General features: G+C 61.3%; 21 protein-coding genes. 10 read left to right on the forward strand and 11 right to left on the reverse strand.

Going from position 1 to position 26,634, the window contains the following annotated elements; translation table 11 throughout:
* From ACIROY_RS08455 to ACIROY_RS08470, 4 genes are all read right to left on the reverse strand, one after another.
* Entirely contained in the window at window positions 1–2,163 is a 2,163-nt protein-coding gene (locus ACIROY_RS08455; protein ID WP_402341151.1) for a Cache 3/Cache 2 fusion domain-containing protein, read from the reverse strand.
* 273 nt (window positions 2,164–2,436) lie between these two features.
* Window positions 2,437–5,403, reverse strand: a complete 2,967-nt coding sequence (locus ACIROY_RS08460; RefSeq protein ID WP_402341390.1) for an EAL domain-containing protein — start codon at window positions 5,401–5,403, stop codon at window positions 2,437–2,439.
* A 168-nt stretch (window positions 5,404–5,571) separates the two neighbouring features.
* Window positions 5,572–7,308, reverse strand: coding sequence for a methyl-accepting chemotaxis protein (locus ACIROY_RS08465; RefSeq protein WP_402341153.1), 1,737 nt, complete (start codon window positions 7,306–7,308; stop codon window positions 5,572–5,574).
* Window positions 7,309–7,815 carry a hypothetical protein gene (locus tag ACIROY_RS08470; protein ID WP_402341155.1) on the reverse strand — a complete coding sequence of 169 codons (507 nt, stop codon included), beginning with the start codon at window positions 7,813–7,815 and terminating at the stop codon, window positions 7,309–7,311.
* Window positions 7,816–7,837: 22 nt separating this feature from the next.
* Here ACIROY_RS08470 and ACIROY_RS08475 point away from each other — a divergent pair, with 22 nt between their 5' ends.
* Complete coding sequence (locus ACIROY_RS08475; RefSeq protein WP_402341157.1) at window positions 7,838–8,488, forward strand: VTT domain-containing protein; 651 nt, start codon at window positions 7,838–7,840, stop codon at window positions 8,486–8,488.
* Between the two features lie 45 nt (window positions 8,489–8,533).
* Here ACIROY_RS08475 and ACIROY_RS08480 read toward each other — a convergent pair whose 3' ends face one another.
* The 3 genes from ACIROY_RS08480 to tsaE all read right to left on the reverse strand — a co-directional run bounded on the left by ACIROY_RS08480 (window position 8,534) and on the right by tsaE (window position 12,384).
* A complete protein-coding gene (locus tag ACIROY_RS08480) occupies window positions 8,534–10,216 on the reverse strand; it encodes a methyl-accepting chemotaxis protein (protein ID WP_402341159.1) in 1,683 nt (560 codons plus the stop codon).
* A 369-nt stretch (window positions 10,217–10,585) separates the two neighbouring features.
* On the reverse strand, window positions 10,586–11,932 hold the full coding sequence (locus tag ACIROY_RS08485) for an N-acetylmuramoyl-L-alanine amidase (protein ID WP_402274441.1): 1,347 nt from the start codon (window positions 11,930–11,932) through the stop codon (window positions 10,586–10,588).
* The gene (gene tsaE / locus ACIROY_RS08490) at window positions 11,896–12,384 is read right to left on the reverse strand and encodes a tRNA (adenosine(37)-N6)-threonylcarbamoyltransferase complex ATPase subunit type 1 TsaE (RefSeq protein ID WP_402274444.1); all 489 of its coding nucleotides are present in this window, start codon (window positions 12,382–12,384) and stop codon (window positions 11,896–11,898) included. Before tsaE ends, ACIROY_RS08485 begins: the two co-directional genes overlap by 37 nt.
* Window positions 12,385–12,431: 47 nt before the next feature.
* Here tsaE and queG point away from each other — a divergent pair, with 47 nt between their 5' ends.
* Together queG and ACIROY_RS08500 are read left to right on the forward strand one after the other, a co-directional pair.
* The gene (gene queG / locus ACIROY_RS08495) at window positions 12,432–13,508 is read left to right on the forward strand and encodes a tRNA epoxyqueuosine(34) reductase QueG (protein WP_402341161.1); all 1,077 of its coding nucleotides are present in this window, start codon (window positions 12,432–12,434) and stop codon (window positions 13,506–13,508) included.
* Window positions 13,509–13,546: 38 nt separating this feature from the next.
* Window positions 13,547–15,976 carry a penicillin acylase family protein gene (locus ACIROY_RS08500; RefSeq protein ID WP_402341163.1) on the forward strand — a complete coding sequence of 810 codons (2,430 nt, stop codon included), beginning with the start codon at window positions 13,547–13,549 and terminating at the stop codon, window positions 15,974–15,976.
* A gap of 50 nt (window positions 15,977–16,026) precedes the next feature.
* Here ACIROY_RS08500 and ACIROY_RS08505 read toward each other — a convergent pair whose 3' ends face one another.
* From ACIROY_RS08505 to ACIROY_RS08515, 3 genes are read right to left on the reverse strand one after another with little or no spacing between them, the layout of a single operon-like run.
* The gene (locus ACIROY_RS08505; RefSeq protein ID WP_402341165.1) at window positions 16,027–16,917 is read right to left on the reverse strand and encodes an AEC family transporter; all 891 of its coding nucleotides are present in this window, start codon (window positions 16,915–16,917) and stop codon (window positions 16,027–16,029) included.
* Window positions 16,918–16,940: 23 nt separating this feature from the next.
* Window positions 16,941–17,537 (reverse strand): response regulator transcription factor, encoded by a 597-nt coding sequence (locus ACIROY_RS08510; protein WP_402274965.1) that lies wholly within the window; start codon window positions 17,535–17,537, stop codon window positions 16,941–16,943.
* A 54-nt stretch (window positions 17,538–17,591) separates the two neighbouring features.
* Window positions 17,592–19,616, reverse strand: a complete 2,025-nt coding sequence (locus ACIROY_RS08515; protein ID WP_402274453.1) for a PAS domain S-box protein — start codon at window positions 19,614–19,616, stop codon at window positions 17,592–17,594.
* Between the two features lie 214 nt (window positions 19,617–19,830).
* Between ACIROY_RS08515 and ACIROY_RS08520 the strand changes: the two genes are divergently transcribed.
* From ACIROY_RS08520 to ACIROY_RS08530, 3 genes are all read left to right on the forward strand, one after another.
* Window positions 19,831–20,835 (forward strand): TRAP transporter substrate-binding protein, encoded by a 1,005-nt coding sequence (locus ACIROY_RS08520; RefSeq protein WP_402274456.1) that lies wholly within the window; start codon window positions 19,831–19,833, stop codon window positions 20,833–20,835.
* 148 nt (window positions 20,836–20,983) lie between these two features.
* Window positions 20,984–21,547 carry a TRAP transporter small permease gene (locus tag ACIROY_RS08525; RefSeq protein ID WP_402274458.1) on the forward strand — a complete coding sequence of 188 codons (564 nt, stop codon included), beginning with the start codon at window positions 20,984–20,986 and terminating at the stop codon, window positions 21,545–21,547.
* Entirely contained in the window at window positions 21,544–22,824 is a 1,281-nt protein-coding gene (locus ACIROY_RS08530) for a TRAP transporter large permease (RefSeq protein ID WP_402341167.1), read from the forward strand. The genes ACIROY_RS08525 and ACIROY_RS08530 overlap by 4 nt, the downstream gene beginning before the upstream one ends.
* A 383-nt stretch (window positions 22,825–23,207) precedes the next feature.
* Here ACIROY_RS08530 and ACIROY_RS08535 read toward each other — a convergent pair whose 3' ends face one another.
* Window positions 23,208–23,867, reverse strand: a complete 660-nt coding sequence (locus ACIROY_RS08535; protein WP_402274461.1) for a VOC family protein — start codon at window positions 23,865–23,867, stop codon at window positions 23,208–23,210.
* A 95-nt stretch (window positions 23,868–23,962) separates the two neighbouring features.
* Between ACIROY_RS08535 and ACIROY_RS08540 the strand changes: the two genes are divergently transcribed.
* Genes ACIROY_RS08540 through plsY form a run of 4 tightly spaced genes read left to right on the forward strand, consistent with a single transcriptional unit; the run spans window position 23,963 to window position 26,608 of the window.
* Complete coding sequence (locus tag ACIROY_RS08540) at window positions 23,963–24,460, forward strand: methylated-DNA--[protein]-cysteine S-methyltransferase (protein ID WP_402341169.1); 498 nt, start codon at window positions 23,963–23,965, stop codon at window positions 24,458–24,460.
* Window positions 24,450–25,433 (forward strand): site-specific tyrosine recombinase XerD, encoded by a 984-nt coding sequence (gene xerD, locus ACIROY_RS08545; protein ID WP_402274466.1) that lies wholly within the window; start codon window positions 24,450–24,452, stop codon window positions 25,431–25,433. The genes ACIROY_RS08540 and xerD overlap by 11 nt, the downstream gene beginning before the upstream one ends.
* A gap of 32 nt (window positions 25,434–25,465) precedes the next feature.
* Complete coding sequence (gene ybaK / locus ACIROY_RS08550; protein ID WP_402274469.1) at window positions 25,466–25,960, forward strand: Cys-tRNA(Pro) deacylase; 495 nt, start codon at window positions 25,466–25,468, stop codon at window positions 25,958–25,960.
* Between the two features lie 39 nt (window positions 25,961–25,999).
* The gene (gene plsY / locus ACIROY_RS08555; protein ID WP_402341171.1) at window positions 26,000–26,608 is read left to right on the forward strand and encodes a glycerol-3-phosphate 1-O-acyltransferase PlsY; all 609 of its coding nucleotides are present in this window, start codon (window positions 26,000–26,002) and stop codon (window positions 26,606–26,608) included.
* The last annotated feature ends 26 nt before the right edge of the window (window positions 26,609–26,634 follow it).

A 26,634-nucleotide genomic window follows, 5' to 3' on the forward strand; every position in this document is an offset into this window, starting at 1 on the left:
TCAGAACTGTTCCCAGTCCTCGTCCTTGGATGGCGCCGGCAAGGATTTTTTTGCCGCCGGGAGTTTGGTGACGGGCACGATTTTCGGTGCAGCCGCCGGTTTGACGAGCGGCGCAGCCTTGGCGACGACTTTGTGCGCTGGCGCCGCTGGTGTCGTTGGTGCGGCGAACGCCATGGCATGCGTTTCGTCCAGCTTGAAGGTGCTGACCGAGGCGGTCAGCTTGTGTGCCTGGTCCTGCAGCGATTGCGCGGCGGCGGCGGCTTGTTCGACCAGTGCGGCGTTTTGCTGCGTGGTTTGTTCCATCTGCACGATGGCGTGGTTGACCTGCTCGATGCCGGCGCGCTGTTCCTGGCTGGCCGAGCTGATTTCGCCGACGATGTCGGTCACGCGCTTGACGCTGGCGACCACTTCGCCCATGGTGGCGCCGGCTTGTTCCACCAGCTTGCTGCCGGCCTCGACTTTGTCGACCGAGTCGTCGATGAGGCCCTTGATTTCCTTCGCCGCCGATGCCGAGCGTTGCGCCAGGCTGCGCACTTCCGATGCGACCACGGCAAAGCCGCGGCCCTGTTCGCCGGCGCGGGCAGCTTCCACCGCTGCGTTCAGGGCGAGGATGTTGGTCTGGAAGGCGATGCCGTCGATCACGCTGATGATGTCGACGATCTTGCGCGAGGATTCGTTGATCGAGCCCATGGTGTCGATCACCTTGCCGACCACGGCGCCGCCTTGCGAGGCCACTTCCGATGCGGACAGTGCAAGCTGGTTGGCCTGGCCGGCGTTGTCGGCGTTCTGCTTGACAGTCGAGGTCAGTTCTTCCATCGCCGAGGCGGTCTCTTCCAGCGAACCGGCCTGCTGCTCTGTGCGCGAGGACAGGTCAAGGTTGCCGGTGGCGATTTCGCTCGAGGCCGTTGTGATCTGCTCGGTGCCCTGACGGACGTCGGCGACCACGTGGGCCAGGCCTTCGCTGATGCCGTTGACGGCGCGCATCAACTGCCCGATTTCATCCTGCTGGCCGTCGCTGACGCGCACGCGCGCAGTCAGGTCGCCGCTCGCCAGCAAATCGGCGGCGGCACGGGCGCGCGCCAGCGGACGCGTCACGACCCGCTTGATCACCATGGTCAGCACCACGCCGACCAGCAGCAGGAAGATTGCGCCGAACAGCATGAAGCGGTTGCGCATGGCGGCGATTTCCTTGGTGACTTCTTCGGCGTAGGTCTCGCCGACGATGACCCAGTTCCAGGCCGGGAATTGCGAGAAGGCGACGATCTTTTCTTCGCCGGCATGGCCGGCGGTGTCCGGGTTGTCCCACATATAGCGCATCACGCCTTGCTTCTTGGTGAGCATGTCCTTGATGAATTCCTTGCCGTCGACGTCTTTCAGTCCCAGCAGGTTCTTGCCTTCATCCTTCGGACCGGCCAGCAGCGTGCCGAAATCCTTGCCTTCCTTGGCGTTGAGCACATAGAAAAAGCCGGTCTCGCCGATCTTCAGCGCCTTGATCTTGTCTTTCAATGCCTTGATGTCGCCGGAGATGTCGACGCCAACATACAGCACACCGATGAGCTGGCCGGCGGCATCCTTGATCGGCACGTACTTGGTGATGTATTGCTTGCCGAACAGCGTGGCGATGCCGCTGTAGGACTTGTCCGCCTTCAATGCCGCGTAGCCGGGATGCGCACGGTCGAGCAGCGTGCCAACCGCGCGTTCGCCGTCTTCTTTCTTGACCGAGGTCGAGACGCGTACGAAATCATCACCGGTCTTGGCGAAGATGGTCGCGGTCACGCCGGTCTGCGCGGTGAATCGGTCGGGAATCGTGAAGTCGAGGTTGAGGTCGGTGTCGCCGTTACGCAGCACTGGCGTGGCCTTGTCGCCGATCTGCACGGTGCGGCCGGCGTCCAGCGTGAACTTGCCCGGGAAAGAGTTGGAGAACATGTTGGAGAAGCGTTCCACCTGGCTGTTCACCGAACGGTCAAACATCTCGACCATGTTGACCACGCCGCGCGTCTCGCCGCTGATCTGGTTCATCGAACGCTGTTCCAGCATGGCCGACGTGGTGAGGTCGATCAGCAGGATGGCCGCGACGAACAGCGCGCCGACCAGCGCGAGAGTAAGGGAAGTGAGCTTGGTGCCGACGGCCCAGCTGCGATAGTGGAAGGCAGAAGTTTGCATGGTGTGGTTTTCTTTTTGTTTGGGCGCAAGACGCCCGGGAACCGCGAGCAAACGTTGTGGGGCTGAATTTTCAGCAAACGTTTGCGCGTGCGCGGCTGGATCGAAAGGCTTCGGTTTTTTGAACGCGAGCAAGTATAGCCAACTTCGCTTTTCATGCGGTCTCATTTGAGCCAAAAAACAACGTAAGTCGTTGTTTATGAACCGGTTTTAGCGGTAAGACCAATGAAAAGCGATGCAATAATGCTACGTAATATTGTTTCCCTGATAAAACTTTTAGAGAAAATTGTCGATTTTGAAATTTTTCAGCCAATGTTCAAAGACCGTGGCCAGCATCGGTCGCGAAAACAGGTAGCCTTGCGCCACATCGCAGCCCTGTTGTTTCAGCAAATCGTATTGCCGCTTGTCTTCGACGCCTTCGGCCACCACGATCAGGTCGAGGCTTTCACCGATGCGGATGACTGCGTTGGTCAGCGCCAGCACCGTCTGGTCGCGGTCCATGTCGCGCACAAAACTCTGGTCCAGCTTGAGCTCGCACACCGGCAGGTTGCGCAGGTAGCCGAGACTTGAATAACCGGTGCCGAAATCGTCCATCGCCAGCTTCACGCCTTGCGCATGCACTTCGCGGATGGTGCGCGTGGTGCTGGGATTGGTGTCCATCATCACGGTTTCGGTGATTTCCAGCGTCAGGTCGCCTGGCGCCAGTTCGAAGCGTTGCAGCAGGCCGGCGATGAACTGCGGTAGTTCCAGATCATGGAAGTTGGTGGACGACAGATTGACCGATACCGACGGCACGTTGATGCCGCGTCGGCGCCAGTCGTGCAGTTGGAAGCAGGCTTCTTCCAGCGCCCATTTGCCGAGCTCGCCGATCAGGCCGCATTCTTCCGCGATCGGGATGAAGCGCGCCGGCGAGACCTGGCCAAGCTGGTCGTGATGCCAGCGCGCCAACGCCTCCACACCGTGCAACAGGCCGGTGTGGAAATTGACCTGCGGCTGGTAATGCAACTCGAAATCGCCGCCACGCAGCGCGTCGCGTAGCGCGCCCTCCAGCGCCAGGCGTTCCTGCGCCTGGGAATTCATCTCTTCGCTGAAGAAGCTGAAGCGGCCGCGGTTGCTGGCCTTGGTCTGGTACATCGCCATGTCGGCGCGATGCAGCAGGATCTCTATGGTCTCACCGTTGTCGGGAAACAGGCTGATGCCGATGCTGGCCGAGGGCGTGATCGCCACGCCGGCAATATGGCAGGGCAGCGACAGGCTGGCCTGGATGCGCTTGACGACGTCCGTGACGCGGTTCAGGTCGCATTGCGCCAGCACGATGACAAACTCGTCGCCGGACAAGCGGCCGACAATGTCCGACTTGCGCGCCTCGATCTGCAGGCGGCTGGCGACCGTGCGCAGCAGTTCGTCACCGGCCTGATGCCCCAGCGAGTCGTTGATCTGCTTGAAACGGTCGAGGTCGATGAACAGCACCGCCAGCGGAATCTTGGTGCGCGCCGCATTGGCGATGGCCTGGTTGGCGTTGACCAGCAGCAGGCTGCGATTGGGCAACCCGGTCAGCGAATCGTAGAACGCCAGCCGGTGGATGCGCGAGCGCGCCTCTTCGCGCTCCAGCGCCAGCGCGCACAAGTGCAGGCTGACATCCACCAGGCGGTGATGGAAGGGATCGGGGCGGCGTTTGCTGTGATAGTAGAACGCAAACGTGCCGATCACGCGGCCATCGGCCGACTTGATCGGCGTCGACCAGCACGACTGCAAACCCGTGGGCAGCACCAGGTGGCGATATTCGGCCCATAGCGGATCGGTGGCAATGTCCGTCACCTCCACCGGCTCGGCGCGGAACGCCGCGGTGCCGCAGGAGCCGACGCTCGGGCCGATCGCCACACCCTCGAGTGCGCGGCTGTATTCTTCCGGAAGACTGGGTCCGGCCACCGGATGCAGCAAGCCCTGTTCGTCCACGCGCAGGATCGACGCCGCCACGTCGGGCGCCATGCGTTCCAGTTCCACGCACACCATGGTCAGCACTTCCTGCAGGCTGGCCTCACGCACCATGGCATTGAGCGCCTTGTATTGCAGAACTTCGTGCATCTTGGTGTTGGTGATGTCGGTCAGGATGCAGACCGCATTGATCAGTTTGCCGTCGCCGTCGAGGATCGGATTGACCACGGTCGATACCCACAGCGGATGGCCCTGTTTGTCGACCATCATTTCTTCGCCGTGGAAACTGCGGCCCTCGGCGATTACCGCATAGCAGTCCTCGATCAGCTTGAGGATGGCGGTCTGCCCCTCGAACAACTCGCGCGGCCGACGGCCGATGACTTCCTCCGCGGTGAAGCCGAGCATGCGGCTGAACCCGGTGTTGTGGAAGACGATGTGATTGGCGTCGTTGGTGATGAACACCGCATTGTCGGTTTCATTGATGCCCAGCGACAGCAAGTGTTGATACTCGCGGTCGCGCTGCTCGCGCACCATGCGGTACGACACGTCCGAGCCGATGCTGATGATCTTGATCGGCTTGCCTTCGAGATCGAACACCGGCGTATAGGTGGCTTCCCACCACACCGGCCGGCCGTCGCGCGCGATGCGTTTGAAACGGCCGGAGAAGAAGCGGCCCTGGTTGACGTCGCGCCAGAAATTTTCGTACTCCTGGCTGCCGACGTAATCCGGTTCGCACAGGAAGCGGTGATGCTTGCCGACGATCTCTTCGGGCAGGTAGCCCATGGTCTTGAGATAGTTGCCGTTGGCGCCGACGATGATGCCATCGGCAGAAAATTCAATCACGCCGAGTGAGCGGTTGAGCGCACGCAGCACGCTGTGCTTTTCCTGCGAGTCGTCGATATGGGCGGTGATGTCGGCGGCAATTGAAACCACCCGCAGCAAGCGTCCCTCGGCGTCGAACACCGGATTGCAGGTGGCTTCCAGCCACAGCCGCGAGCCGTCGCTGCGCATGCGCTGCAAGGTGCCGGACACGACTTCTCCCTGGTGCAGGCGTCGCCAGAACTCGGCGTATTCGGGTGATTCAGCGTGCACCGGATTGCACAGCATGCGGTGATGGTGGCCGACGATGTCGCTGCGCCGGTACGCCATCAGCGTGAGGAAATTCTCATTGGCCGACAGGATGGTGCCATCCGGCGCCAGTTCAAGGATTGCCATCGAGCGAGAAAACGCCGCCAGCAGCGCCTCTTTTTCTGCAAGGGAGCTGCGGCATTGTTCAAGCTCGAGGCCGATGCGTTCGGCGTCCATCATGGAGTCGTTCCCCTCCCGTTCCTTGACTGCACTCATACGCGTCAATTCTCCGCTCGGTATGATTTATGTTGCGTCCGGTTTGAATCTGACCAGCATCTGCCTTGCATCCGGTCCCGCTCTCGGGCGGGTTGCACCGAATTTGTTAAAACGGCGTCTTACAACTATTTCTTAAAACTGTTCCCACTGATCGTCGCCGCCGTCGTCAGCTTTGGCGGTGATGGGCTTGACTGCCGGCAATGCTGCCGGTACTTTCCTGGCCGGCGCGGCGGCGGGCTTGACGGCTTTGGCAATCGCCGGCGCCGCTTTGCGCACCACCGTCGCAACCTTGACTGCAGCCGGCGCCTGAGCGGCGTCGTTACCCGAAATCCTGAACACGCTGACCGCCTGCGTCAGCCGACCGGCCTGTTCCTGCATCGATTGCGCAGCAGCGGCGGCTTCTTCCACCAGCGCGGCGTTCTGCTGCGTGGTCTGGTCCATCTGCGTGATGGCCTGGTTGATCTGCTCAATGCCCTGGCTTTGTTCCTGACTGGCTGCGCTGATTTCGCTGACAACGTCGGTGACGCGTTTGACGCTGGCGACCACCTCGTCCATGGTCGTGCCGGCTTGCGCCACCAGCTTGCTGCCTTCACCGACCTTTTGCACCGAGTCGGCGATCAGTTCCTTGATTTCCTTGGCAGCCGATGCCGAACGTTGCGCCAGGCTGCGTACTTCGGAAGCCACCACGGCAAAGCCGCGGCCCTGTTCGCCGGCACGCGCAGCTTCGACTGCGGCGTTCAACGCGAGGATGTTGGTCTGGAAGGCGATGCCATCGATCACACTGATGATGTCGACGATTTTCTTCGACGAATCATTGATGTTGTTCATGGTGTCGACCACCTGGCTGACCACCGTACCGCCTTGCTCCGCCACTTGCGATGCGGTTGCCGCCAGCTGGTTGGCCTGGCGCGCATTGTCGGCGTTCTGGCGGACGGTCGAGGTCAGTTCTTCCATCGCGGACGCGGTTTCTTCCAGTGCGCCGGCTTGCTGCTCGGTGCGTGAGGAGAGGTCGAGATTGCCGGTGGCGATTTCGCTCGAGGCGGTGGCAATGGTGTCGGTGCTGACGCGCACTTCGCCGACGATCTGCAGCAGGCGTGCGTTCATGACCTTGAGGGCGGACAGCAGTTTGCCGGTTTCGTCCTTGCTGTCGCTGTCTATGCGCGAGGTCAGGTCGCCCGCCGCCACCGTTTCGGCCAGGCCGACGGCGCGGTTGAGTGGACGCGTGATGCTGCGCGTTGTGAAATAGGCAATCGCCACCGCCACCAGCAACGCCGTCGCGGTCAGCAGGATGATCAGGTTGAGTGCGCTGCGGTATTGTTGCTCCACCAATGCGCCGGCGTCCTTCATCAGCTTGTCTTGGTATTTGATCAACTCGGTCAGGGATTTCAGGTACTTCTGCTGCAGGTCGAAGGTGCCGCCGGCGAACAGCAGCGCCACCGCCTTGTCTTTTTCGCCGGCGGCGATGTTCTTGAGCACCTGGTCGCTGGCGGCGACGTATTCGCTGCGGCTGCGCTGGATTTCCTTGAACAGCTCACGGCCGCGTTCACTCCTGATGCCCTTGTCCAGCTTGTCCATGTCGGCCGCCACGGTCTGGAAGGCCGGAGAGAAAATCGCGTTCTGCGCCTTGAGCTGTTCCGGGTCGGACATCAGCAGCAGATTGCGGGTGGCGCGGATGATCAGGTTTTCCTGGATGATGATGTCGTTGGCATAGACGGTCTTGGGGTAGGTCTCATTCACGACCATCGACATCTCGCCGTTTAGTGATGCCAGGCGGTTGCCGCCGAGAAAGCCGGTGGCGATGAGCAGCATAACCAGAATGGCAAAGCCAAGTCCCAGCCGAACGCCGATTTTCAAATTTGTGATGCGCATTCAGAGTCTCCCGTTGATAAGACATGCCGTCGCTTTTATTGGGGAAGTGCAGCGGTCGGCATATCCGTTGTTATCGGAAACATAGTTGTTGTTCTTGAGCATGCAGATCAAATAAGTTTTTTCTTTAAAACGATTTACCTGTTGAGTCGCCTCTTGACATTGTTCCTGCCTAACCAGCCCTGCTATCCGGCGACGGCCCGCCGGGTCGAGTAGTGTATGATTCCGGCGCAGCCTGAGCGGCGTCAAAAACGAAATGAGTGCGGAACTCATTTCATGAATAGCCGCGAGATGCGTTTGCCCCAGAAAGGGCGCTGGCAAGGCGTGCGACGCGTCGCGTGGCGGTGCCACGCGCAAGGAGCGCAACGCGGCCAGCGCCCTTTCTGGGGCAAACCCTTCGGGAACGTCCTGTTTGGGCGTATTGCTGCGTTGCGCCGCTTGCCAAGGGAGCCACCCTTGGCTGCGCGACGCGCCTTGCACTACCTCCCAAACAGGATCGTTCGCACTCACGGCTATTTATGAAATGAGTTCCATGGATTACTTGCAGTTACTGGACGTGCTGTTGCACGTCGACAAGTCCCTCGGCATCCTGATAGAACAATACGGCACGATGATTTATGTGGTGCTGTTCCTGATCATCTTCTGCGAAACCGGTCTGGTGGTGTTGCCCTTTCTTCCCGGCGACTCGCTGCTATTCATTGCCGGCACCTTTTGCGCCACCGGCGCCATGAACATCTGGCTGCTGATGTTCCTGCTGGTGGTCGCGGCCGTGACCGGCAACACCCTCAACTATTGGATCGGCAGCGCCATCGGGCACCGCGTCTTCACGCACAACTACCGCTGGCTCAATCCCGCCGCGCTTGCCAAGACCCACGCCTTCTACGAAAAACACGGCGGCAAGACCATCATCCTGGCGCGCTTCACGCCCATCGTGCGCACCTTCGCGCCGTTCATCGCCGGCGTGTCGGCGATGACCTTCATCAAGTTCCAGTTCTTCAACATCATCGGCGCCCTGTTGTGGGTGGTCGGCCTGCTGGCGTTCGGTTACCTGTTCGGCAACTTGCCATGGGTGCGTCAGAATCTCAACACGCTGGTCCTGATCGGCATCGCCGCCGCGATCCTGCCGATCGTGCTTGGCGCGCTGTGGCAGTTCTACCGCAAGTTCTTTTCGAAACGTCAATAATCGGCAAGGAGTAGCCGGTCTGATCGATTGCCCGGCTGCGTCTCATCAGAATTCCTTCCACTGTTTGTCGCTGCCGAGCGCCACCGGTTGAGCAGCGCGGCCAAGCCGCATCGGCGGGGCTTTCGCGGCGACCGCCGGCCTGGTCTTGCGTTGCACCAGACCGTCGTCACCGAGCAGCTGGTACCCGCCGAGCTTGAATATTCCGACCACCTGCGCCAGGCGATCGGCCTGGTCTTGCAAGGACTGCGCCGCTGCGGCCGCCTGTTCGACCAGGGCGGCGTTCTGCTGCGTGGTCTCGTCCATCTGCGTGACGGCCTGATTGATTTGTTCGATGCCCTCGCTTTGCTCCTGGCCGGCGACGGTGATTTCGCCGACGATCTCGGTCACGCGCCTGACGCTTTGCACCACCTCGCTCATGGTGTTGCCGGCCTGGGCCACCAGTTTGCTGCCGTTGCCGACTTTTTCCACGGAGTCGTTGATCAGCGTCTTGATCTCCTTCGCGGCCGATGCGCTGCGTTGCGCCAGGCTGCGCACTTCCGACGCCACCACGGCAAAGCCGCGTCCCTGCTCGCCGGCGCGCGCGGCTTCGACGGCGGCGTTCAACGCCAGGATATTGGTCTGGAAGGCAATGCCGTCGATCACGCTGATGATGTCGACGATCTTGCGGGACGACTCGTTGATGGACTCCATGGTCGTGACCACCTGACCGACCACGTTGCCGCCCTGGGTCGCAACTTCCGAGGCCGACGCCGCCAGCTCATTGGCCTGGCGCGCGTTGTCGGCGTTCTGCCTGACGGTCGAGGTGAGTTCTTCCATGGCCGACGCGGTTTCTTCCAGCGAGCCGGCCTGCTGTTCGGTGCGGCTCGAAAGGTCGAGATTGCCGCTGGCGATTTCGCCGGAGGCGGTGGCGATGGTGTCGGTGCCGCTGCGGACCTGGCTGACAATCTTCAGCAGATTGTCGTTCATGGTTTTCAGCGCCTCCAGCAATTGCGCGGTTTCGTCCTTGCCGCTGCTGTCGATCTCGGAGGTGAGGTCGCCGGACGCCACCGTCCTGGCGACTGCGACAGCGCGGTTGAGCGGTATGGTGATGCTGCGCGTGATGCCCCAGGCGATGCTTCCCGCCATCACGAGGCCGAGGGCGGCCAGCACGATGAGCATGTTTCTGGCGTGTTCATAGTTGCGCTCCACTTCGTCGCCGGATGTCACCATCATCTCGTTTTGCTGTCTGATCAGCTTGTCGACCGCAGTCATGTATGCGCTCTGGACCGGCCGTACTTCGCCGATGAGCATGTCGATGGCGCCGTCCTTGGTGCCGTCGACCACCATCTGGCGTACCTTGTCGCGTTTGTCGACGTAATTCGTTTGCGCCTTGATCAGATCGGCCAGCAGCGCACGGCTCTGATCGTCGGCCAGCCGCTTGTCGAGTTCGGCCAGGCGTTCCTGGATGGCTTTGTCGGCGCCGACGATGCGGTCGTTTTCGCTCTTGATCTGCGCGGGGTCCTTGAGCAGCAGGATGTTGCGCAGCGAGCGCGCAACCAGGTTGATCTGGTCGACGATGTCGCCGGCGGCCACGGTCTTGGGATATTTGTCGTGGATGACGTCGTTCATCTGGTGGTTGAGCTGAGCAAGCCGGTTCACGCCGACGACCGCCATGGCGATCATCAACAGTGTCAGCAATCCAAAGCCCAGCCAAAGACGACGGCTGATGGTGATGTTGGCAATCTTCACTTGTTCCTCCCAGTTGTAAAACACGCAATGCGGATATTGCTGTCGGAAAATACCTTGGGTATGGCAGTGGAAGATGACGCTGTGTTTTTTGAGCAACCGGAGGCCGGTGACAGCAATGGACGCCAGTTTGCTCTTTATGATTGTCCCCGGACGCAAGAGAGCAACTCCGACGCCTCGCGAGACAATTCATCATACGGCCGCGCGGGGCTGCTGCGATGGGCGGAAATGAGGCGGGAATACAGTTCTGTTCGGCCTTGGAGGCCGGTTACGATGCCGCCCGGCAAAAAAAAGCGGTCCAAATGAACACTCCCGGCGCGATGGCCGGGAGTGGAAGAGACAGTGGCGCAGACGGGGCAGACCCCGATCAACTCAGGTCAGCTTGTTCTTGGCCAGCGGCGGATTTTTCGAGAAATACTTCTTGATGCCGGTCATGATGGCGTCGGCCATGTCATCCTGATAACTGTTGTCGGTGAGCTTGGCTTCTTCTTCCGGATTGGAGATGAAAGCCGTCTCGATAAGGATGCTGGGGATGTCCGGCGCCTTCAGCACGGCAAAGCCGGCTTGCTCGACGGCGCCCTTGTGCAGCTTGTTGATGCCGCCGATTTCCTTGAGCACGGCATTGCCAATGCGCAGGCTGTCATTGATCTGGGCGGTGGTCGACAAGTCGAGCAGGACGCTCGCCAATTGTTTGTCGTGGGTCTTGATGTTGACGCCGCCGATCATGTCGGCCGAATTTTCCTTGTTGGCAAGCCAACGCGCCGCGGTTGAACTGGCGCCTTTTTCCGACAGGGCGAACACCGAGGAACCGCGCGCGGTCGGTTGCACGAAGGCGTCAGCGTGGATCGAGATGAACAGGTCTGCCTGCACCTTGCGCGCCTTTTGCACGCGCATGCCCAGCGGGACGAAGAAGTCGGCGTCGCGGGTCAGCATGACGCGCATGTTCGGCTGTTCTTCGATCTTCTTCTTGAGGCGCTTGGCGATCGACAGCACCACGTCTTTTTCGCGGTTGCCGCGGCTGCCGATGGCGCCGGGATCTTCGCCACCGTGGCCGGGGTCGAGCGCGATGGTGATCATGCGCGTCAATTGCAGCTTGGTGTCGTCCTGCGGTCTGGCCTTGGCGGCGAACGGCGGATCTTCATCCTGTACTTGCGGCGCAGCTTTGGGATCAGGTTTGGCTTCGGCCAGCGGCGGCCTGACTTCGGCCTGCTGATCCTTGGGCCAGTTGCCCTTCTGGATCAGCGCGGCGATCGGGTCGGGCGGGTTGGCCGGGTAGAGGTCGATGACGAAACGGTACTTGTATTCGCCGACCGGCTCCAGCGTGAACACCTGCGGCTTGATCTCGTCCTTCAGGTCGAACACCAGCCGCACTACGCTGGGGCGGTTCTGGCCGACGCGGACCTGCTTGATATAGGGATCGTTGGGCTGGATCTTGGCGACCAGGTCTTTCAGCGTCGAATTGAGGTCGATGCCTTCGATATCGACCACCAGGCGTTCCGGATTCTTGACGATGAAGTGGGTTACCTTGAGGTTGCTGTCGTTTTCCAGCGTGACGCGGGTATAGTCGTCGGACGGCCACACGCGCACCGCGAGGATTTGCGAGGCCAGCGCCGGCAGGGGAGTCAATACGGAGACGAGGAGCGTGCCGCCTGCCTTGAGGATGGTGCGGCGAGTCTTGGATGTCACAGATTTGGAGCGAATTTCAGTCGAGCGAGGCATTGATGACCCTTGTCAGACAACGCTCGTAATTCTACATCACGTCCGTGTCCTGCAACCGTTAGCGAGATATTGATATCCGGAGCAGGCAACACGGGGTCGCCCTTTTCCGGCCATTCGATGATGCAGATGCTGTTTTCGTTGAAATGTTCACGAAAACCCGCATCCAGGAACTCTTCCGGGCTGGCCATGCGGTAGAGGTCGAAGTGGATTACGGTTACCATGCGGTCTGCCAGCTTCACCTCATACGGTTCGGCCAGCGTGTAAGTCGGGCTTTTGACGCGTCCCGCGTAGCCGGCGGCATGCAGCAGCGCCCGCGTGAGCGCGGTCTTGCCGGCGCCGAGGTCGCCGTGCAGGTAGATCGCCATGCCGGGTTCCAGCACCTGGGCCAGCGATGCGCCCAGGGCTGCGGTGCCGGCTTCATCCTGCAAATGGGTGTGACGCGATGGCTGCATAAATTCTTGTTTGATTCTTGTTTTAAGCGACGTAGTGAAAACGATCGATGACTGACCTTGTAGCACTTGCCGACACCATCAAAGCCTGGGGGCGCGAACTCGGGTTCGCCGACCTGCGCATTGCCGACGTCGATCTGTCGCATCGGGAGGCGGGTTTTCAGGCGTGGCTGGACAAGGGCTACCACGGCGAGATGGATTATATGGCAAGCCACGGCATGAAGCGCGCCCGGCCCGCCGAATTGGTGCCCGGCACGGTGCGCGTGATCACCGCGCGGATGCCTTACCTGCCGCGCGACACCGCCCCTGACTGGCGCGAGCGCGAAGAAGGGCGCGGCGCCGACGGCTCTGCTGCAGTGGTCTCGCTGTATGCGCGCGGCCGCGATTACCACAAAGTTTTGCGCGCGCGGCTGCAGCAACTGGCCGGCCGCATCGAGAAGGAGATCGGCGCCTTCGGCTATCGCGTCTTCACCGATTCGGCGCCCGTGATGGAAGTCGCACTGGCCGAGAAATCCGGCCTCGGCTGGCGCGGCAAACACACGCTGCTGCTCAACCGCGAAGCCGGCTCCATGTTTTTCCTCGGCGAACTGTTCACCGACCTGGCGCTGCCGGTCGACGAACCGATTACGCCGCATTGCGGCCAGTGCAGCGCCTGCATCGACGTCTGTCCGACCCAGGCCATCGTCGCGCCGTACGAGCTCGATGCGCGCCGTTGCATTTCCTACCTCACCATCGAGCTCAAGGGCAGCATCCCGGTCGAGCTGCGCAGCCTGATCGGCAACCGCGTCTATGGTTGCGACGACTGCCAGTTGTACTGCCCGTGGAACAAGTTCGCCCAGACCTCGACCTTGCCTGACTTCGACGCGCGCCATGGTCTCGGCAGCGCTTCGCTGATCGAATTGCTGAACTGGAGCGAAGACGATTTCAACCGCAACACCGAAGGCAGCGCAATCCGCCGCATCGGCCACGAACGCTGGCTGCGCAACATGGCGGTCGGCCTCGGCAACGCCGCCGGCACGCACAAGGGCGATGCGGACATCGTCGCGGCGCTGCACGCGCGTCTCGAGCATCCTTCCGAACTGGTGCGCGAACACGTTGAGTGGGCGCTGGCGCAACATTCCTTGTAAAGTGTTGTCTCCATAAAAAATATAGATGGAGACACCTGATGACAAAACTGAAACCTTTATCCGCTGCGCTGCTGCTGTCCGGTTGCGCCGCGATGGCGCTGTCCATGACGGCCCATGCGGCAGGCGAATCCGAAACCCTGCGCGTCCCCGGCCTGCACAAGAAGGCCGAGATCCTCGTCGACAAATGGGGCGTGCCGCACATCTATGCCGCCAGCCAGGACGACGCCTTCTTCGTGCAGGGTTTCAACGCCGCGCGTGATCGTCTGTTCCAGATTGATTTGTGGCGTCGCCGTGGACTGGGCCAATTGTCCGAAGTGTTCGGTCCGGCCTACGTCGCGCAAGACCAGGCGACGCGCCTGTTCCTCTATCGCGGAGATATGCAGCGCGAGTGGAAATCCTACGGCAAGCATTCCGAACACGTGGCGAGCGCCTTCGTCGCCGGCATCAACGCCTATGTCGACTATGTCACGGTGCATCCCGAGCGGCTGCCGTATGAGTTCAAGCAACTGGCTTACCTGCCGGCGCGGTGGCAGGCCGAAGACGTGGTGCGCATCCGCAGCCACGGCCTCACGCGCAACCTCACCAGCGAAGTCGCGCGCGCCAACGTCGCCTGCAAGGCCGATCTCAAGTCCGATGAAATTCGCTCCGGCCTGACGCCGCAATGGGAGGCGATCATGCCGCAGGGCCTTGATCCTTGCCTGCCCAAGGACTTGCTCAAGGTATTCGGGCTGGCCACGCAAAACGTCAAGATCACCAAGGAAAGTCTGAGCACCGCAGCCGATGATCAAGGCGCGACTATCCGCATTGCCGCCGCCGAGAACCCCGAAGAGACCATGGAAGGCAGCAATAACTGGGTGGTCTCGCCGGGAAAATCCGCCACCGGTCGCGCCATCATGGCCAATGATCCGCATCGCGCTTACTCTGCACCGTCGCTGCGTTACATCACGCATCTGAGCGCGCCCGGCCTGAACGTCATCGGCGCCGGCGAGCCGGCCTTGCCGGGTGTGTCGATCGGCCACAACGGCACCATTGCATTCGGCCTGACGATCTTCAACATCGACCAAGAAGACCTCTATGTCTACGAGCTCAATCCCGCCAATCCCGACGAGTACAAATACCAGGGCAAGTGGGAGCGCTTCAAGGTCCTGCGCGAAGCGATCAAGGTCAAGGGCGGCACATCGACAACTGCCGAGCTGAAGTTCACGCGGCACGGTCCGGTGATCTTCGTCGAGCAGGAAAAGAACCGCGCCTTCGCCGTGCGCTCCGGCTGGCTGGAGCCGGGCATGTCGCCGTACTTCGGCAGCATCGATTACATGCGCGCCAAGAATTTCAAATCCTTCAAGCGCGCCATGCTGAACTGGGGCGCGCCGACCGAGAACCAGGTCTACGCCGACGTCAAGGGCAACATCGGCTGGGTGCCGGGCGGTCTCGCGCCGAAGCGTCCGAACTGGGACGGCTTGCTGCCGGTGCCGGGCGACGGTCGCTATGAGTGGGCCGGATTCTGGACCGGCGATCAGCTGCCGTCAACCTACAACCCCAAGCAGGGCTGGTTCGCGTCGGCCAACCAGATGAACCTGCCGGACGACTATCCTTACCGCGAGCGCAAGCTCGGCTTCGAGTGGACCAACAATTCGCGCTTCTCGCGCATCAGCGAAGTGCTGGCCTCATTGCCGAAGGTGTCGCTGGAAGATTCGATGCGCCTGCAGAACGACGACCTGGCGATTCCCGCACGCCGGCTTGGCGCGCTGCTCAAGCCGTTGACGTCGGGCGATGCGCAGACGCAAGCGGCGTTAAATATTTTCAACAGCTGGGATGATGTCGAACGCGTCGATTCACCGCAGGCCGCGCTGTATGAAGTCTGGCTCACGCGCCACCTGGGCAAGGCCTTCAAGGAAGCCGTGCTGAGCAAGGAAGCGGCAGCGGCGATGGGCGCGCCCGATGTCGCCGTGATGCTTGACACGCTGGAGCAGCCGCAGGCCCGGTTTGGCGCCGACGCGGCGAAGAAGCGCGATGACGTCTTGCTGACGAGTCTGGCTGGCGCCTTTGCCGAGATGGTGAAGTTGCAGGGCGATGACGCCAGCAAATGGCAATGGGGCAAGCTGCATCACAACTTGATGGAGCATCCGCTGGCCGGTGTGGTGGACGAGGCGACGCGCGCGAAACTGAACGTCGGACCACTGCCGAAACACGGCGGCGCCTATTCGCCGAACCAGTCGACCTATCGCCCCAGCGACTTCCGCCAGACCAACGGCCCGTCGTTCCGGGTGGTGGTCGACGTCGGCAACTGGGATAACTCCAAAGCGGTCAATTCGCCGGGCCAATCGGGCGACCCGGACAGCCCGCACTATCGCGACCTGGCCGACAAATGGCTGAACGGGGAATACTTCCCGCTGCTGTATTCGCGCAAGGCGGTGGAGGAGGCGACGGTGCAGCGGATTGTGCTGGAGCCGGCCGGGCAAGTTAAGTAAGCTCCACGGTAAAACCGTCGTCCCGGTGAGCGCCGGGGCGACGATGACTCTCAATGCACCAGCATCAACCAGAACGGAATCGTCACTGCCGACACCAGCGTGCCGAGTGAAATCAGGAAGGCCGTCATGGGGCCGTTGCCGCCCATGCGCGCAGCGAGGATGTAGCAGCTCGACGCCGTCGGCAGCGAGCAGAACAGCACCACGATCTGCAACTGCAGCTGCGGCAGTTCGAGCCAGCGTCCCAGCACATAAGCGACGGCCGGCACCGCCAGTAATTTGATGGCAGTGAAGTAGGTCGTCATCAGTTTGTCTTCACGTATTCCCGCCAGGCGCAGACCCGCGCCGACCATCAGCAGACCCAGCGCAATCGAGGCGCTGCCGAGACGCGACAAGACCGCGCCGGCAACTTCCGGCAAGGTGAACCCGCACAGCGCGAACAGCAGGCCGGAACCGGTTGCGATCAGCAGGGGATTGCGCGCCAGCTCGCTTCCCAGGTTACCGCTGCGATGGGCCAGCGCATGCACGGCGGCCATGTTGCACAAGGGGACGCCGAAGCCGATCAGCAGCGCCATCAATCCCACGCCTTTTTCGCCCGCCAGGCGTGACGCCAGCGCCAGCGCAATGTAGGAGTTGAAACGGAAGGCGGTCTGCATGCCCGACTCGTAAGTCATGGGACCGGCCTTGATGAAGGGCTTGCCGATCCAGGTCAGCGCCACGCCGGCCAGCAGCGCCAGCACGCCGACTTCGACAAACTTGCCGGTGGTGGCGAGATTGAGCTGCAGGCGCGCGGTGGAATAGAACAGCAGCGCCGGGAACAGCAGGTAATAGACCATCTTTTCCATGCCGGCCCAGAACGCTTCACCCCAGTTGGTGATGCGGAAGATGATCACGCCCATCAGGATCAGGATGAAATCGGGCAGCAACAGTGAGATGACTTGCATGGGTATTCGGCTTGCGTTGGTTGTTACTTGAGCAGGCGCGCAAGTTCGACGGCGGTCTTGACGTTCATTTTGTCGAAGATGTGGGCGCGGTGCACTTCCACCGTGCGCATGCTGATGCCGAGCTCGTCGGCGATGACCTTGTTCATTTTGCCGGCCAGGATCAGGTTCAGCACTTCGCGTTCGCGTGTCGACAGCGAGTCCAGGCGCGTGCGCACGGCGTCCTGTTCGCCGGCTTCGCGCGAGGCCTGCAAAGCCTCCAGCACGCGGTCCATGAGCTGGTTGTCGTTGAACGGCTTTTCAAAGAAATCGAAGGCGCCGTTCTTGAGCATGTCGACCGCCATCGGCACATCGCCATGGCCGGTCAGGAAAATCACCGGACGCCGCCGTGTGACGCCGCGGCTCTTGAGCGTGTCGAACAATGCCACGCCGCTTTGATCCGGCATGCGAACATCGAGCAGGATGCATTCGCCGTCGACGTCGAAACTGTCTGGACCGGCCTGCTCCATTGCCGCCAGAAAGGCTGCGGCGCCGGCGTAGGCGATGGCGGGAATGGCGCGCGATTGCGCCAGCCACGTGAGCGAATCACGGATGATCTCTTCGTCGTCAACAATGTGCAGCATCGATGCCATGTGAAATAGTGACGCTTGGCCGAAGGCGCGCGTTTTTGTTCTGGTTCAAACCGCAGAGTCCTGCCCGGGCAGGGAAGGCAAGGAAAACCGGAAGATTGTACCCCCGGCAGGGTTGTTGGCATAGGTCAGCGTGCCGCCATGGAATTCGATGGTGGTGCGGCAGATGTTGAGCCCCATCCCCATGCCCTCGGCCTTGGTCGAGAAGAACGGCGAGAACAGGGCGGCGGCGACTTCGGGCGGGATGCCGTGGCCCTGGTCGGTCACAGACACCACCACGGATTGCTGGGTCGATTGCTGCGACGACGTCTGCCGGTCGAGTGCGGCGGCAATCCGCAGGATGCGGCGCTCCGGCGCGATCGCCGCCATCGCCTGGATGGCATTGCGGGTCAGGTTGAGCAGCACCTGCTCAAGCAGTACCGCATCCCCCAGCACATTGGGCAGGTTGGCGGGAATCGCGGTCTGCACCACCACCAGGAATTGCTGCGCCTGCAGTTCCACCAGCGGTGCAATGTTGTCGACGATGCCCTTGATCGACACCGGCTGGCGCGTCGGCTCGCGCTTCTTGACGAACTGGTGCACGCTGCGGATGACGTTGCCGGCGCGCTGCGCCTGGGTATTGATTTTCTCGAGCGCAGGTTGCAGCGAGGCTGGATCGAGTGCGCCGTTCTGCATCATGTTGAGTGCACCCGTGGTGTAGCTGGAAATCGCCGCCAGCGGCTGGTTCAGCTCATGCGCCAGGGTCGAGGCAATTTCGCCCATGCTGGCCAGGCGTGCGCCAGTCTGCAGCTTTTCTTCCTGCATGCGACTCAGGTCCTCGGCGCGCTTGCGGTCGGTCACGTCGAGGATCGATCCCATCCAGCCGGTCTGCTTGCCGTTCTGATCGACCAGCGGCGATTCGAAAATCAGCACCGGAAAACGCTCGCCGTCCTTGCGCTGGAAGATGGTTTCGAATTGCGGCGTAATCCGGCCGGCCAGCACGTTGGAGAAGCGCTCCTGGTATTCGTCCATCGCTTCCGGCGCCCAGTAGGGCATCGGCGGGATCTTGCCGACCAGCTCGTCGGCGGGGATGCCGACCATCTTGCAAAAGGCCGGATTGACGTAGGTGATGCGACCTTCGAGGTCGCGTGCGCGCATGCCGGTGACCAGCGAGTTTTCCATCGCGCTGCGGAACGACACTTCATGCACCAGCGCTTCTTCCGCCGTCATGCGGCGATTGATGTCGCGCCACAGCGCCCACAGGCTCCACAGCAGGCCGAGCGACAGCACGATGACCGAGCCGACCAGCAGATTGGGTAGCAGCTTCGGCGCGCTCTTGGTGCTGTTGGTGTGCAGTCGCAGCGTCAGCCCGGGCAGCTCCAGTTCGCGCCGATGGGTGTAGACGTTCAGGCCCGGGCCGCCGGCCGTGCGCCGTGCGACCACCTTGTCGTCGGTGTCGGTGAGGACGATCTCGTTGTCCTGGGCGAACCACCACGGCACCATTTCATTGAGCACGCGCGCCACCGAATAGCTGGCGACGACGCTGCCGAGGTAATGATTCTCGCGGAACAGCGGGATGTGGTAATCCATCACCACCGGCTCGGCGATCCCGGGCGGCACGGCGGGGGCGCTGTAGATCGGTCGGCGAATCGTGCGCGCCTGCTCTTCGGCCTGTTGCGACGGCGTCGACAATTCGTGGCGCGCGACCGGGAAATCGTCGGTGGAAGCGAGCGGCTTGCCGTCGGCGCTGAACCAGGTGACGCGATAGAACTCGCGGTTGTTGCGCAGCAGCGCGTTGAGGCGGCTGCGGAACTGGTCTTTTTTCAGGTGCTCGTTGACGATCTCGCGCGCGATCAGGCGCATGCTCTCATCGTCGCGGCTGAGCTGGAAACGGATCGCCTGCTCGACCCACAGCGAATCGGCGATGAGCTGTTCCTGGCGTTCGCTCGACTCCATCTGTTGCGCCTGGCGCGGCAGCCAGATCAGCGTCATCAGGAACAGCAGCACCAGCAGGATGGGCATGACCCAGCGCAGCAGGTGGCGGCGCCCCGGCGACAACAGGTGGGAGGGAGAGGAGATGTGCTGCGGCTTCATGGACTCGGAAGTGGGCGATGGCTCGATGCGCGTAGTTTATCGCGAGCAGACTTACGGTGGACGATGTTCGTCGGACGTACGTCAGATGTTGCAATGCGTCATGCAAATTGTGGTTATCCACAGTTGTGTCAGCTTTTTGTCATGTCAAAATGCGCTCAGTCAGAATTGTGACCACACCTTTACACTATTTTCTAAACCAAAAAAGGGGACAACCATGAAGCTCAAGTCATTAGTTTTTGCGCTCACCGCCGCAACGATCATCGCAGGCAACGCCTTCGCCCAGGCGCCTATCGTCATCAAGTTCAGCCACGTCGTCGCCAACGACACGCCCAAGGGAAAGGCCGCCGAGCGTTTCAAGGAGCTGGCCGAAAAAGCCACCAAGGGGCGCGTGAAGGTCGAGGTCTATCCGAACAGCACGCTGTACAAGGACAAGGAAGAACTGGAAGCGCTGCAACTGGGCGCGGTGCAGATGCTGGCGCCGTCGCTGGCCAAGTTTGGTCCGCTGGGCGTGAAGGAATTCGAGGTCTTCGACCTGCCGTATATTTTCCCGAGCAAGGAAGTGCTGTACCGCGTGACCGAAGGTCCGATCGGCAAGGACCTGTTCAAGAAGCTGGAGCCAAAGGGTATCACCGGTCTGGCCTATTGGGATAACGGTTTCAAGGGCATGTCGGCCAACAAACCACTGCACGTGCCGGCTGACTTCCGCGGCCTGAAGATGCGCATCCAGTCGTCCAAGGTACTCGATGCGCAGATGCGCGCGCTCGGCGCCAATCCGCAAGTACTGGCCTTCTCTGAGGTCTACCAGGCACTGCAGACCGGCGTGGTCGACGGCACCGAGAATCCGCCATCGAACCTGTACACCCAGAAAATGCATGAAGTGCAGAAGCACGTGACGGTCTCCGACCACGGCTACCTGGGCTACGCCGTGATCGTCAACAAGAAGTTCTGGGACGGCTTGCCTGCTGACATCCGCACCGCGCTGGAAGGCGCGATGAAGGATGCCACCAAGTACGCCAACGCCATCGCGCAGCAAGAGAACGATGCCGCGCTGGCCGCCGTGCAAAAGACCGGCAAGACCACCATTTATCGCCTCAACGACAAGGAAAAGGCTGAATGGCGCAAGGCGCTTCTGCCGGTGCAGACACAAATGGCCGACCGCATCGGCAAGGATCTGATCGCCGCGGTCAACAAGGAAGCCGCCGCGTTGGGTCAGAAGTAAGCAGTCAGAAAAATAAGACGAGCTCAGGCGGCACAAGGTGTCGCCTGAGAAAAAAGATCTGACAGGGATGGGGCAACGTTCGATAGCGGTTCGTTCGGTTTGATCCGTCTATCCCCATTCCCGCACTTACATCCAACGAGGAGAAACAATGCTTAAATTTCTGGACCACCTGGAAGAGTGGCTTATCGCCTTCCTGATGGCGGGTGCGACCGTCATCATCTTCGTGGCGGTGTTGCACCGCTATGCCTCCGGCCTGCCGATTCCCTGGTTGCAGGACCAGCTGATACAAATCAACACCAGCTGGGCGCAGGAGCTGTGTATTTTCATGTTCGTGTGGATGGCCAAGTTCGGCGCCGCGTACGGCGTGCGCACCGGCATCCACGTCGGCGTCGATGTGCTGATCAATCGCATGAACACGCCATGGCGCAACAAGTTCGTGGTGCTGGGACTGCTGGCCGGCGCGCTGTTTACCGGCATCGTCGGTACGCTGGGTGCACAGTTCGTCTGGGAAATCTCACAGCACTCGAGCACTTCCGAAGTTCTGGAAATACCGATGTGGATGGTCTACATGGCCGTGCCGCTCGGTTCCTACCTGATGTGCTTCCGTTTCCTGCAGGTCTGCTGGGCCTTCATCAAGACCGGTGAATTGCCTAAACACGACCACGCCTACGTCGAAGGCCTCGACGAAGAAATCGCAGGAGGAAAAGTATGAACGCAGCCATTATCTTCGTCCTGCTGTTCGGCCTGATGCTGACCGGCATGCCGATCTCAATCTCGCTCGGCCTGACGGTATTGACCTTCCTGTTCACCATGACCGACGTGCCGATCCAGTCGGTCGCGCTGAAGCTGTTCACCGGCATCGAGAAGTTCGAGATCATGGCGATCCCGTTCTTCATCCTGGCGGGCAACTTCCTCACGCACGGCGGCGTTGCCCGGCGCATGATCAACTTCGCCACGGCGATGGTGGGTCACTGGCACGGCGGCCTTGCACTGGCGGGCGTGATGGCCTGCGCCTTGTTCGCAGCGGTGTCCGGTTCTTCGCCGGCGACCGTGGTGGCGATCGGTTCGATCATCCTGCCGGCGATGGTGCGCCAGGGTTTTCCCAACAAATTCGGCGCGGGCGTCATCACGACCTCGGGCGCGTTGGGCATCCTGATTCCGCCGTCGATCGTGATGGTGATGTACTCGGTCTCGACCAATACCTCGGTGGGCAAGCTGTTCATGGCCGGCGTGGTGCCGGGCCTGATGCTGGCCTTCCTGCTCGGCCTGACCACCTGGTACCTGGCGCGCAAGCACAACTATCCGCGCCTGCCGAAGGCAAGCTGGGCGGAGCGCGGTGCGGCTTTTCGCAAGAGCGGCTGGGGCCTGTTCCTGATCGTGATCGTGATGGGCGGCATCTACACCGGCATCTTCACGCCGACGGAGGCGGCGGCGATGGCGGCGGTGTACGCCTTCATCATTGCGGTGTTCGTCTACAAGGACATGGGCCTGAAACAAGTACCCAAGGTCTTGCTGGACTCCGCCTCGATGTCGGCCATGCTGCTGTACATCATCACCAACGCGGTGCTGTTCTCGTTCCTGGTGACCAGCGAAAACATTCCGCAGGCGATGGCGGCGATGATCACCGACAGCGGCCTTGGTCCGATCACCTTCCTGCTGGTGGTCAACGTGCTGCTGCTGTTGGCGGGCAATGTGATGGAGCCGTCGTCGATCGTGCTGATCATGGCGCCTATCCTGTTCCCGGTGGCGATGAAGCTGGGCATCGACCCGGTCCACTTCGGCATCCTGATCGTGGTCAACATGGAAGTCGGCATGTGCCATCCGCCGGTCGGCCTGAACCTGTACGTGGCCTCGGGCATTACCAAGATGGGGATTACCGAGCTGACGGTGGCGGTGATGCCGTGGCTGTTGACGATGCTGGCATTCCTGGCGCTGGTGACGTACGTGCCGCAGATTTCGCTGTGGTTGCCGAACCTGGTTTTTGACTGATCAAAGGGTAATGCAGCAGGCCGTCGCCGCAGGCTGGAAGCGGCGGCGACGGCAATATTTCCCGATTGAAATATTGTCAAAAAACATGTTTTAAATTTGCGCAAAAAGTACTTTTAATGCGGAGCAAGTACTGTTAAAGTGCGACCTCGTCTGCAAGGACAACAGAATTTCAGCCGCAGTATTGTCGGTAGTTCATGGCTTTAAAAACAAGATTTAAAGTGGGTGATGCACATAACAAACGGTATTGATACCGAGGATACTGAGGAGACGTGGGTTCAAGAAGCTGTTTAAACGGCCGGGACGCACAAGGGTAATTTCAAGGCGCATCGCAAGATGCGCCTTTTTTATTTTCTGCGCGGATTTCGCTGCCTGCAGGCGCGTTGTTACTCCGCCAACCCCAGCGGATGCAGGCCGGTTGGCGTCTGGATCAGCGCCAACAGGTGCGGCTTTTGCCCGGGCGCCGGCTGGTGCATGTCGACGTGGCTTTGCAAGCCCATCTGCGCCAGACTGGCGGCGATTGCCTCGGCTTGTGGATGGCATCCCTCCAGTTTGACCAGGCTGCAACCGAGATCGGCCATGTTGTCGGTCGGGTGGCTGGAACTGTTCCACTGGATCAGGCTGGGCATCACGCCATCCAGGACCAGCTTGCCGTCGGCGGGAATGGTGATGCGCCATTGCAGCGCGCCACGGCTCATTTCTTCAACGATGCCGGGCGAGATGGCAGACGCTGCCGCTGCGGCTTCGATATCGTCGGTGCGCACCACCCAGGTCGCCAGGCGCGGCTTGCTGCCCGCGGCCATGTAGTCAAGCCCGAACCAGCGCGCGCGTTGTGGCGCAGGAGCTGGCGCAGCTGGATTGATCGCGATGACTTCCAGATAAAAACCCCGGCCCAGCTTGAGCAGGGCGTTATGCGTGCCGAGCCGCACATGTTCGCCACCGGCTTGCGGCGTCACGCCGAGGGTTTGCTCGATGTAGGCAATGCCTTCGGCCAGCGAGGGAGCGGTGACGACGAGGTGGTCGGCGTGGCTGGTAGGTGTTGTCATGTATCCGGTTCCTGAGTTGCAGCGGGGTTGAAGGCGGGTGGCAGAGGTTTGCGGCGATGTGCTTAAATAGCGTATTCCCTCAATGTTTCCGAGTCATGAAGAATACACAAGCGGGCGACATTTTTTCCGCCATCGTACACGTACCGTTCGGCGGCATCGGTATTCGCACTTCTGCCGGCCTGATCCTGGAGATGGTTACCCTGCCCAAACACTTTCGTGAAAAGGACGCGACCGACGCCGTGGCCGACAAGGCCGCGAAACAGATTCTGCGCTACATCGACAAGCCGGACTACCGCTTCAAGCTGCCGCTGGCCGAAGTCGGCTCGGACTTCCAGCGCCGCGTGTGGGATGCAATCGCCTCGATTCCACGCGGCGAAGTGCGCACCTACGGCCAGATCGCCAAGTTCATCCGGTCGGCGCCGCGCGCGGTGGGACAGGCTTGCGGCGCCAACTGGTTTTCGCTGGTCATTCCCTGCCATCGCGTCACGGCGGCGGGCGGGCTGGGCGGCTATTCGCATCGCGACGACGAAGACGGTTTCCCGCTCAGCGTGAAGCGCTGGCTGCTGGCGCACGAAGGTGTCGATGGCTACTGACGTATCTGCTGACGTGTCTATTGACGCCGCCAAGCCCGTCAGGAAAAGCGTCACCGGCCGCGCGCCCAAGGTCGAAGCCACCGGCGCCAGCCTGGCCGCTATCGACGAGTTTTGCGACACGCTGTGGCTGGAAGACGGGCTCGCCAAGAATTCGCTGGAAGCCTACCGGCGCGACATGACGCTGTTCGCACATTGGCTGCAGACCGAGCGCCAAAAGGATCTGCTGGCGACGCATGCGGAGGACCTTAACGCCTATTTTGCCGCACGCCACGCTGACACCAAGGCGAGTTCCTCCAATCGCCGGCTGGCGGTGCTCAAGCGCTTTTTCCTGTTGGCGCTGCGGCAGAACCGCATCAGCGAAGATCCCTGTCTGCGCCTGCGCTCGGCCAAGCAGCCGCCGCGCTTTCCCAAGGTCTTGTCGGAAGGCCAGGTCGAAGCCTTGCTCGCCGCGCCTGACGTGACGACGCCGCTGGGCCTGCGCGACCGCACCATGCTTGAACTGATGTACGCCAGCGGCTTGCGCGTGTCCGAACTGGTGTTGCTCAAGTCGGTGGAAGTCGGCATGAACGAGGGCGTGCTGCGCATCACCGGCAAGGGCAACAAGACGCGCCTGGTGCCGTTCGGGGAAGAGGCGCGCAGCTGGATCGAGCGCTACCTGCGCGAAGCCCGTCTGCTGATCCTCGAAGGCCAGGTCGATGACGCCCTGTTCGTCACCGCACGCGGCGGCGCCATGACGCGCCAGATGTTCTGGACGCTGATCAAGAAATACGCGCTGCAAGGCGACATCCGGGCGCCGCTGTCGCCGCACACGCTACGCCACGCCTTCGCCACGCATCTGCTCAACCATGGCGCCGACCTGCGGGTGGTGCAGTTGCTGCTCGGGCATGCCGATATTTCAACCACGCAGATTTACACCCACGTGGCGCGCGAGCGCCTGAAGAAATTGCATGCGGAACATCATCCGCGTGGATAACACGCTTCAAGTTGCGGCATAATGTGCGCCAAATGAGCTCCAGAAAAGACCATATTTCCGAAACCCAGGCCACGCAATTCCTGCGCAAGCATGGCGTTTCCTTCACCGAACACCCTTATCCCTACGAAGAGCACGGCGGCACCAGCGTGTCGGCGCGCGAACTGGGTGTGGATGAGCATCATGTCGTCAAGACACTGGTGATGCAGGATGAGGCGGCCAAGCCGATGCTGGTGCTGATGCACGGCGACCGCAAGGTATCGACCAAGAATCTGGCGCGGCAGATCGGCTGCAAGTCGGTGGAGCCGTGCAAGCCGGAAGTGGCCAATCGCCATTCCGGCTTCCTGATCGGCGGCACCTCGCCGTTCGGCACGCGCAAGGCCATGCCGGTCTACGTCGAAGAAAGCATCCTGGCGATTCCGAAGATTTACATCAACGGCGGCCGCCGTGGTTTCCTGATCGGGATCGCCCCGGACGTCATTGTCAAAGTCTTGCCCGGCAAGCCTGTACACTGCGCGCTGGAAGAATAAACAAGCTGCTGCAAAACAGCGTCAAGAAAGAAGGATTCAATGAATACAGTATTGTTTGCGATCGCCGCCTACCTGATCGGCTCCATTTCATTCGCCGTGGTGGTGAGCAAGGCCTTCGGCCTGTCGGACCCGCGTACTTATGGCTCGAAAAACCCCGGCGCCACCAACGTCCTGCGCAGCGGCAACAAGAAGGCGGCGGCGCTGACCTTGCTGGGCGACGGTTTCAAGGGCTGGCTGGCGGTGTGGCTGACAATTAAATTCGGTCCGCAATTCGGCGTCGGCGACACCGGCGTCGCGCTGGCGACCATCGCCGTCTTCCTCGGTCACCTGTGGCCGGTGTTCTTCCGCTTCGTCGGCGGCAAGGGCGTGGCGACCGCGCTCGGCATCTTGCTGGCGCTGAACGTCTGGCTCGGCGTAGCGACACTGGTCACCTGGCTGGTGATTGCCTATGCCTTCCGTTATTCCTCGCTGGCGGCGCTGATTGCCAGCGTGTTCGCACCGTTCTACTACGGCCTGCTGTTCGGCAGCGCAGACGGCATCCTGCTGGCAGTGCTGGCGATGAGCGCGCTGCTGATCTTCCGCCACCGCAAGAACATCGCCAATCTGCTGGCGGGCAAGGAAAGCAAGATCGGCGCTAAGAAAAAGTAATCGCCGGGCGCCAGCCGGCCGGGAGC

It is taken from the genome of Herbaspirillum sp. NPDC101396 (genome assembly GCF_044767365.1).
Classification (GTDB): domain Bacteria; phylum Pseudomonadota; class Gammaproteobacteria; order Burkholderiales; family Burkholderiaceae_D; genus Herbaspirillum.